Raw genomic sequence first — 8510 nt, 5'->3', positions numbered from 1 at the left:
CACGCCCGAGGCCGGTAACAACGGCTCGATGACCTGCCACTGCTCATCAGTCAACTCATGCCTTTTCACCATCAACCAAGATCAAACCAGGCCACCCACACCCACTTTGAGGACACCCCCTAGGGGCGTGGCCCGTCGACGACGCCCGAGCCACAGCCCCGACCCCTGGTCACGGTGCGCGCACGTCGTGGCGAGTGGTCTCCGCATCTGTTCGGACCGGAGTCCCCCACCAGTCCGCAGCTGCCAGTGCCCGCCACGCGCGCCCGCGAGGTGGACGCGACGAAACCACCCCGCACGAGACAGCGGAGGGCCCCCTTGCCCCTCACGCGGAGGTGAGAGTTGCGACGCCGGCAGCGATTACCAAGCCGCAGGTGATCAGGCGGAACTTCGCTGGCGAGATCCGCGGCGCCAGCGTGGTCCCAGCCCAGTTGGCCACCAACGCGCACGGCAACCACCAGGCGAGCATGCTGAGGTGAGCCAGCTCCATCCCGTCGCGGACGAGCAGGATGGACAGGCCGGCGATGTTGCTCAGCACGAAGTACACCGCCAGGTCCGCGATGAAACTGCGCTGGTCGACGGCGTCGGTGGACAATCCGAGCGCCGGTGGAATTCCGTTCAGCGAGGTCGTGGTGGCCAGGGCCCCGCCGGCGAAACCCGACACCACGTACCGCGCGGGCGAGCCGTGCCGAGCGCGGGGGCGGGTCAGCAACATGATCGGCGCGGCGATGAGGACCAGAACGCCGGTGCCCAGGCGCAGGTATTCGGGATCGAGCGCGGCGCCGATCCCCGCGCCCACCAGCAGCCCCGGCAGACTTGCGGCGGTCAGCGGCAACGCCCGAGGCCACCGGATGAACCCTCGCAGCCGGTAGACCACCTGGGCCCGGGTGACCAGCGCGATCGTCAAGGTGACGGCGACCGCCGTAGATGGCGCGACGCCGAGCACCAGAAGCGCCGGTGTGGCCATGATGTTGAATCCGAATCCGGTCATGCCCCCGAGGAGCGCCGCAACGGCCACGATACCGATGCCTCCGAAGATCACGGTGGTCATCCGGTCGCCTCCACGCTCTCGAGCATGCCGTCGATGCCGTGCGGCGACTCGCGGAGCGCGGTGCGGCCGGAGATCCGCGACGGCACGACCAATGTGGCGCCGCGGTCATCCCCGCACAAGGGCATCGTGCCCGGTGTCGCACCCTTCAGGTGCCCGCTCGCGGCGAGTGAGCGGCAGCGCAGCAGAGAGCGTGCCGCGAACCGAACGCTTGCTGATGCCGGAGATCGCGCGTGCGCGTTCGCCGTCGGCCAGAACGTGCTGACGGCTCACCCCGGCCGATCGGTCGTCGTCAGGTTGATGCGGGACCACGCGTTGTTGAAGTAGCCCTTGGGATTCCAGAGCGGTGCTTCGTGTTCGGGCTGCACGGCAGCCGAAGTGTCCCAAGCTCGCGCGATGATCTCCACATCGCCGGGCGGCAAGTCGAGAGTGATCCGCCACGGCGTCCATGACCACGGGCTGAGCGGCTCGTCGAGGTCCGCTTGCTGCCAGCTGCGTCCTCCGTCGAGCGAGATGTCAACGCGGGCGATGCCGCGGTCGTCGCCGGACAGCGCGTACCCGGTGACCGCGGTGGGCCCAGCGGGCAGCACAGCGCCGTCGTCCGGGGTCAGGATCGCGGAGTTCACGGCCAACGGGCCGAGGGCGAGACCATCACCGGGTGGGGCGTTGTAGGGATCGATGCCGGGCGGCAGCAGGCGGTACGCGGTGCTCTGGAAGAAGTTCTGCGACGGCCGTTCCTGCACGCTGATTCGTTCTACCCACTTCACGCTGCGTGCGCCGATGTAACCGGGAACGACCACGCGAACGGGCGCTCCGTGCACGGCCGGCAAGGGGTGCCCGTTCATCCCCCAGGCGAGCAGCACTTCGTTGCCAAGGGCTTTGGCGATCGGGATGGAAGCCCCGAAACGCTCTGGTGGCATGGCTTCCGGAGCGATGTCCGGCGCCTCGAACGCGACGTGATGGGCGCCGCTCTCCGCACCGGCCGCCGCTAGCACGTCGGCGAGTCGCGCTCCGGTCCAGGTCGCCGTGGAAGTAGCCCCGGGGCCCCACGGGTGCCCGGGAATGTCGTGCACCTTCGCGAGCCCGGAACGACGATTGCCTGCGCACTGCAGGGTAGCTGCGACGTCGTGGTGCTCGAAGCGGTTCTGCAGGTCTTCCAGGGACAGCTCGAGAGAGCGTTCCACCATCCCCTCGACCGACAGTCGCCAGAGCCGGGGATCCAGTTCGGGGACGGGACCGTGGTTCCGAACGTAGAAGTCCTCGGCGCTGGTCACCGGTTCCTGCACCAGCACGGCCAAGGAGGACTCGGCGTTGAACGGATCGCTCTGATGCACGGTCACGTCGTGGCTCTTGCCCCACATCGTCGCGGTTCGCTCGGCCACACCTGACTCCTCTCCCTCGAATGACTATCCATTCGCGTGACGTTCCGGAAATTTCGATCTGTGCTCGAACGCGGTCGAGTTCGACCAACGAGGCCGACAGCGAGATGGCAGTCGGATCGGTCGTTCTGCGCCCCAGGCCGTCGTGCAGCTGGCCCTTCCCAGCGCGCAGTCGTTCCGGCTCCCTTGAACTTGTCGACTTCCGCGATCGACGGGGAGAACCAGGACCGGGGCGATCGGCGAATCCAGACACGACGAGCTCCGCCCCAATTGGATGAACGTCCCGGAGACCCCGCTGTGGCTGGCCGGTCCCGCCCGCGAAGGGTGACGGGACCGACCCGACCGGCGTCGACGCCGATCAGACGTAATCCTGGTACTTGTCCAGGTACCGCACCGGCTTGCGCAGGGCGTCCCGGCGGAACGGATCACCCAGCTCGCGGGTGCACATGATCTCCACGACCGTCGTGACCCCGTCGTTCATCTGCCTTTCCACGGCCTTCTGCAGTGCGGGGCCCACCTCGTCGAGCTTGTCCACCACGACACCCTCGGCCCCCATCGCTTGGCCGATCTTGGCGAAGCTGTCGGTTTCCAGTTCCTCCGCGACGAACCGTCGGTTGTAGAAGTCCACCTGGTTCTTCTTCTCCGCACCCCACTGGCGGTTGTGGAACACCACCGCCGTGACGGGGATGTCGTGGCGGACGGCGGTCAGGATCTCGCCCATGCTCATGGCCCACGCGCCGTCACCGGCATAGGCGATCGCGGGGCGATGCGGGGCGGCCGCCTTGGCCCCGATGATCGTCGGTAGCGCGTAGCCGCAGTTGCCGAAGCTCATCGGCGCGAAGAAGCTGCGTGGCCGCTCGAACCTCAGGTAGCTGTTGGCCACCGAGTTGATGTTGCCGATGTCCGTGGAGACCATGGCGTCCTCCGGCATCGCCTTTTCGAGCTGGCGCAGCACCTGGCGCGGGTGCAGCCAGTTGCCTTCCTCCTGCTCCTGCTCGGCGATCATGTCCAGGCTGTAGGGGTCGGTCTCGTGAGTCCACTCGTCGAGCTCGGTTTCCCAGGCCTCCTTCTCCGCCCGCATCGTGGCGGCGCGCTGCTCCCGGGTGGCGTCGCACGCCAGCTCGCGGTCGGCGAGCCGCTCGGTCAGGACTCCCGCGGCGGCGCCGGCGTCGCCGCAAATGCCCACGGCGATCTTCTTGACCAGGCCGAGCATCTTGTGGTCGGCGTCGATTTGGATGATCTTGGCATCGGTCGGCCAGTAGTCGAGGCCGTGCTGCGGGAGCGTGCCGAACGGTCCGAGGCGGGTTCCCAGGGCGACGACGACGTCGGCCTGCGAGATCAGCTTCATGGCCGCCTTCGAACCCTGGTATCCCAGCGGGCCGCACCACTGGGGATGGCTCGCCGGGAACGAGTCGTTGTGCAGGTAGCTGTTGACCACGGGAGCGCCCAGCCGCTCGGCGAGCTGCCGGCACTCGTCAACGGCATCGGCCATGACGACACCACCGCCGGAGATCACCACCGGGAACTCCGCCTCGGCCAGCAGCTCGACCGCCTCGGACAGGCTCCGCTCCCCTCCTGGTCCCCGGTCGAGCCTGCCCGGCTGCGGGATTTCGGTGGTGATCTCGCCGTAGAAGTGGTCGCGCGGAATGTTGAGCTGGGTCGGCCCGATCTCCGACAGGGCCCGGTCGAAGCACCGTCCCGTGTACTCGGCCATCCTGGCGGGGTTGTTCACATGCCCCTGGTACTTGGTGAACTCCTGGAACATGGGCAGCTGGTTGGCCTCCTGGAAACCACCGAGACCGGTGCCCATGGTCCCCGCCTCCGGCGTCACGATCACCACAGGGCTGTGCGCCCAGTACGCCGCTGCGATCGACGTCACGCAGTTGCTGATGCCGGGACCGTTCTGCCCGATCACGACACCGTGCCGGCCGCTGACCCGCGCGTAGCCGTCAGCCATGTGCCCAGCGCCCTGCTCGTGCACCACCGGAACCAGCCGGATCCCGGCAGGCGCGAAGATGTCCATGGCATCCATGAACGCCGAGCCCATGATGCCGAAGACGTCGGTGACGTCGTTGGCGACCATCGTCTCCACGAATGCCTCGGAAGGGGTCATCCGCTGCTGGCCGGAGACGACCGCCCGGCTCGCCCCGTCGGTGTTGTCGGTCATTGGGACTCCTCTCGTGCCGGAAGCTGGAACAGGCGGCTTGTACCAAGATTCGGTACGCCACGTCCCTTTAATCAAGACACGACGGTAGGCCGCCAGCGCGCTGGAGTCAACGCTCGTACCGTTAAGTCGAACAAGGTGTACTGATTTCCGGTACGTCGGTAGGATCTGTCGTGATGGAACCGATTCGTGAGGTCGAGGCAGCCGCCGAGCTCCGCGGCGAGACCCCCACCATGCGGCTGTTCGCACTGCTGGAGCTCATCGCCGCCAAGGACGAGTTCGTCTCCCTGCAGGGGCTCGTCGACGAGACCGGGATGCCCAAGCCAACCCTGCACCGCATGCTCCAACAGCTCGAGAGCGGCGGCCTGCTGATCCGCCAGGCCGACGGCCGCCACTACGGGACGGGGAGCCGCCTGCGACGGTTGGCCGAGAACCTGCTGCTCAACTCCACTCAGCACGGCGCACGACACGCGGTGCTGCGAAACCTCGTCGAGAGAATCGGTGAGAGCTGCAACATCACGGCGCTGTCCGGGGACGAGGTGGTCTACCTCGACCGCGTCGAAACGCCCGAGCCGCTGCGCTTCTACCTGCGGCCGGGCTCCCGGGTACCCATCCACTGCTCCGCGAGCGGCAAGATGATCCTCTCCCAGCTCGGGGCCGCGCAACGCCGCAAACTGCTCGCCCACGCACCCCTCACCCAGTACACGCGCACGACCATCACAGAGCTCGACCAGCTGGAGGAGGAGCTCGAGCGCGTCCACGACGACGGGTTCGCCATCGACGACGAGGAGTTCCTCCCCGGCCTGGTGTGCGCCGCGGTGCTCATCCCGACCGGCACCAACCGGTCCAACCTGTGCGTGGCCGCGCAGGCACCGGTCATGCGCCTCACCGCGGAACGAGCCCCGGAACTCGTCCCCGCCCTGCGCGAGGCCGCCGAGGCCATCGGCCGCATCGAGTCCGAGGGATCGGGCTCCCCCGCAGACTGATCCGCCGCCGGCACCGGGACCGATTCCTCCCCCGCCCTGAACGCGGGGGAGCCGCCGATTGGACACCAGCATGACGCTCGCCCGCCCCGACACCACGGTCAACGCGAGGGAAGCCTTCGGGCTCGACACCGATCTCGTCGTGCCCGCCTTCCGCGAAGCCGACGAGCACGTGCCCGACATCGACGCCGACTACCGGTTCAACCCCGACGTCACCCGGGCGCTCCTGGCCGGGTTCACCCGCAACCGGCGGGTGCTCGTCCAGGGACTGCACGGCACCGGGAAGTCCACCCACATCGAACAGGTCGCGGCGCGTCTGAACTGGCCCTGCCTGCGCGTCAACCTGGACGGCCACATCAGTCGGCTCGACCTCGTCGGCCGCGATGCCGTCGTGGTGCGCGAGGGGCAGCAGGTCACCGAGTTCCAGGAAGGCGTCGTCCCCTGGGCCCTGCAACGGCCTGTGGCGCTGGTCCTCGACGAGTACGACGCCGGTCGTCCCGATGTGATGTTCGTGTTGCAGCGGCTGCTCGAGCGCGACGGCAAGCTCACCCTGACCGACCAGAATCGGGTGCTCACCCCGCATCCGTACTTCCGGATGTTCGCCACCGCCAACACCGTCGGCCTCGGCAATCTGAACGGCCTGTACCACGGGGCGCAGCGCCTCAACCACGCCCAGATCGACCGCTGGAACATCGTCGCCGCCCTCAACTACCTCCCCGCCGACGAAGAGATCGCCATCGTGCTGGCGCGCCTGCCGCAGCTGCGCAGCGAGGCCGGGCGCGACCTCGTCTCCTCGATGGTGGCCGTCGCCGACCTGACCCGCCAGGCCTTCCGAGTCGGTGACCTGTCGACCCTCATGTCACCCCGCACCGTGATCAGCTGGGCGGAGAACGTCGAGGTCTTCGGCAACACCGCTCTGGCGTTCCGGTTGTCGTTCCTCAACAAGTGCGACGAGGCGGAACGACCGCTGATCGCCGAGTGCTTCCAGCGCTGCTTCGACCAGGAGCTCGACGAGTCCGGGCAGCTGGGAACCGCAGCGTGAGACCGGGTGCGCCCCTGTCCGAACCGGTACGTCGCCGAAGTCCGAGCTCGCGAGGCATCCCGTGAACAGCACGACCGATGACGCCCGACACCAGCAGCACGTCGAGGAACGTTGCGCCGCCGCCATCCGCGCCTTGACCGGCGACCCGGACCTGCGGTTCCGCGGTGGCAGGCTGCACCGCGGGCACATCCGGCTGGCGGTCCACGCTCCGCACCTGCACCCGGGCCCCGGGGACGGTCTCGGATCGTTCCGGGGTGCCGCGGACGGGCTGGCGCTGCGCGTGCGGCACTCCGATCCCGAGCTGCACCGGGCGCTTCGCCCCGCCGAGCCCGTCCCCCGGTTGGTCTTCGACATGCTGGAGCAGTTCCGCGTCGAGGCGTTGGCCCCCGAGCACCTGCCCGGCATCGTCACCAACCTGCGACATCGGCACGTCGCGTGGTCGTTGGAATTCCACCGCAGCGGTCTGACCGAGACCGCTCGCGGCCTGCTGCTCTACACCGTGGCGCAGGTCTGCCGGGCGCGCGTCACCGGCCAGCCCGTCGTGGCGGAAACGCAGGAGGTCATCGAGAGCGCTCGAGCCGACCTGGCCACCAGGATGGGCGAGGACCTGGCTGGGCTCCGTCGACACCGTCGCGACCAACCTCGCCACGCCGACCACGCGCTCGCCATCGCCGGCCTCGTCGACGAGATGTTGCGCAGTGCCGGCGGAGAGGGCGCCGACGTCCGCCACCGCAACGCGGTCCGTGCGGGAATGACGCTCATCGACGACGAGGAGGATGCGTCCGCGCCTGCGCTCGCGGCCGACACCCGCCCGAGCCGCGCGTTCAACGCGGGAGAGGGGTACCGGGTGTTCACCACCGCCTACGACCGGGAACAGGCAGCGTCCTCGCTCGTGCGTCCGGAACTGCTCGCCCAGTACCGGCGGCAGCTCGACCGCGTGATCACCGCGCGGGGACTGAACCCCGCGCGGCTGGCTCGTGCGCTGCAGGCTCTGTTCGCCGAGCCCGCCGTCCAAGGGTGGGACGGAGCCCACGAAGAGGGACGTCTGGACGGGCGTCGGCTCGCCCAACTCATCGCGACTCCGGTCGAGAGGCGCCTGTTCCGCACCGAGCGCGTCGAACCGGTCACCGACTGCCTGCTGACCTTCCTCGTCGACTGCTCGGGATCGATGAAGCAGCACGCCGAGTCCGTGGCGGGCCTCGTCGACGTCTTCGCCCGAGCGCTCGAGCGCATCGGCTGCACCAGCGAAGTCCTGGGTTACACCACCGGGGCGTGGAACGGTGGCCGCGCGGTGAAGGACTGGCGGCGCGCTGGCCGCCCGCCGCACCCGGGGCGCCTCAACGAGCGCCGCCACCTCGTCTTCAAGAGCGCGGAGACCTCCTGGCGCCGGGCACGTCCCGACATCGCTGCGCTGCTCAAGACCGATCTCTACCGGGAAGGCGTAGACGGTGAAGCCGTCACCTGGGCCTGCGACCGCGCTCGTCAGCAAGCCGCGAAGAACCGGTTCCTCGTGGTGATCTCCGACGGCAGCCCGATGGACAGCGCGACGCACATGACCAACGACGCGCACTACCTGGACCAGCACCTCGCCGAGGTGGTGCGGCTCGAGGAACGGGCAGGATCGGTGCGCATCCACGGGCTGGGTGTTGGTCTCGACCTGAGCGCCCACTACGGCCGCTCGCACGCGCTGGACCTGTCCGGGGGCGTCAGCAACGGCGTGCTCGCCGAGATCGTGGGGATGTTCTCCGGCGCGCGGCGCCGGTAGTCACCGCACGACCGGAGGGTCCGGCTCCCGCGCACCGCGGAGTCGCGTCCCGAGCTCTCGCGCCCGGCACGCGGGCCGAATTTCCCAGTGCGGCGCCTGCGGCGCGCGGTTCTGGCTCGCTCACTTTCCCGC

At 68.9% G+C, this 8510-nt stretch carries 6 protein-coding genes; 3 read left to right on the top strand and 3 right to left on the bottom strand.

What is annotated here, in order from left to right; genetic code table 11:
• Window positions 1-322: 322 nt before the first annotated feature.
• The 3 genes from ACFQRI_RS22890 to xsc form a co-directional block, all read right to left on the bottom strand.
• Window positions 323-1048 (bottom strand): sulfite exporter TauE/SafE family protein, encoded by a 726-nt coding sequence (locus tag ACFQRI_RS22890; RefSeq protein WP_380671890.1) that lies wholly within the window; start codon window positions 1046-1048, stop codon window positions 323-325.
• 266 nt (window positions 1049-1314) lie between these two features.
• The gene (locus tag ACFQRI_RS22885; protein WP_380671888.1) at window positions 1315-2427 is read right to left on the bottom strand and encodes a sulfite oxidase; all 1113 of its coding nucleotides are present in this window, start codon (window positions 2425-2427) and stop codon (window positions 1315-1317) included.
• 355 nt (window positions 2428-2782) lie between these two features.
• Window positions 2783-4591 carry a sulfoacetaldehyde acetyltransferase gene (gene xsc / locus ACFQRI_RS22880; protein WP_380671886.1) on the bottom strand — a complete coding sequence of 603 codons (1809 nt, stop codon included), beginning with the start codon at window positions 4589-4591 and terminating at the stop codon, window positions 2783-2785.
• A gap of 173 nt (window positions 4592-4764) precedes the next feature.
• Between xsc and ACFQRI_RS22875 the strand changes: the two genes are divergently transcribed.
• The 3 genes from ACFQRI_RS22875 to ACFQRI_RS22865 all read left to right on the top strand — a co-directional run bounded on the left by ACFQRI_RS22875 (window position 4765) and on the right by ACFQRI_RS22865 (window position 8378).
• Window positions 4765-5574 (top strand): IclR family transcriptional regulator, encoded by an 810-nt coding sequence (locus ACFQRI_RS22875; protein WP_380671884.1) that lies wholly within the window; start codon window positions 4765-4767, stop codon window positions 5572-5574.
• Between the two features lie 58 nt (window positions 5575-5632).
• Window positions 5633-6613, top strand: coding sequence for an AAA family ATPase (locus ACFQRI_RS22870; RefSeq protein WP_465269732.1), 981 nt, complete (start codon window positions 5633-5635; stop codon window positions 6611-6613).
• 61 nt (window positions 6614-6674) lie between these two features.
• The gene (locus ACFQRI_RS22865; RefSeq protein ID WP_380671882.1) at window positions 6675-8378 is read left to right on the top strand and encodes a cobaltochelatase CobT-related protein; all 1704 of its coding nucleotides are present in this window, start codon (window positions 6675-6677) and stop codon (window positions 8376-8378) included.
• Window positions 8379-8510: the final 132 nt, after the last annotated feature.

It is taken from the genome of Saccharopolyspora griseoalba, from assembly GCF_042665275.1.
GTDB lineage: Bacteria > Actinomycetota > Actinomycetes > Mycobacteriales > Pseudonocardiaceae > Saccharopolyspora > Saccharopolyspora griseoalba.
Note: the sequence above shows the minus strand (reverse complement) of the source record. Positions and strands in the feature narration are given on the sequence as shown.

What these genes read in the sequence shown, in the direction of transcription:
- xsc (WP_380671886.1), bottom strand. Translation starts at nt 4,591, where the DNA reads ATGACCGACAACACCGACGGGGCGAGCCGGGCGGTCGTCTCCGGCCAG.
- ACFQRI_RS22875 (WP_380671884.1), top strand. Translation starts at nt 4,765, where the DNA reads ATGGAACCGATTCGTGAGGTCGAGGCAGCCGCCGAGCTCCGCGGCGAG.
- ACFQRI_RS22890 (WP_380671890.1), bottom strand. Translation starts at nt 1,048, where the DNA reads ATGACCACCGTGATCTTCGGAGGCATCGGTATCGTGGCCGTTGCGGCG.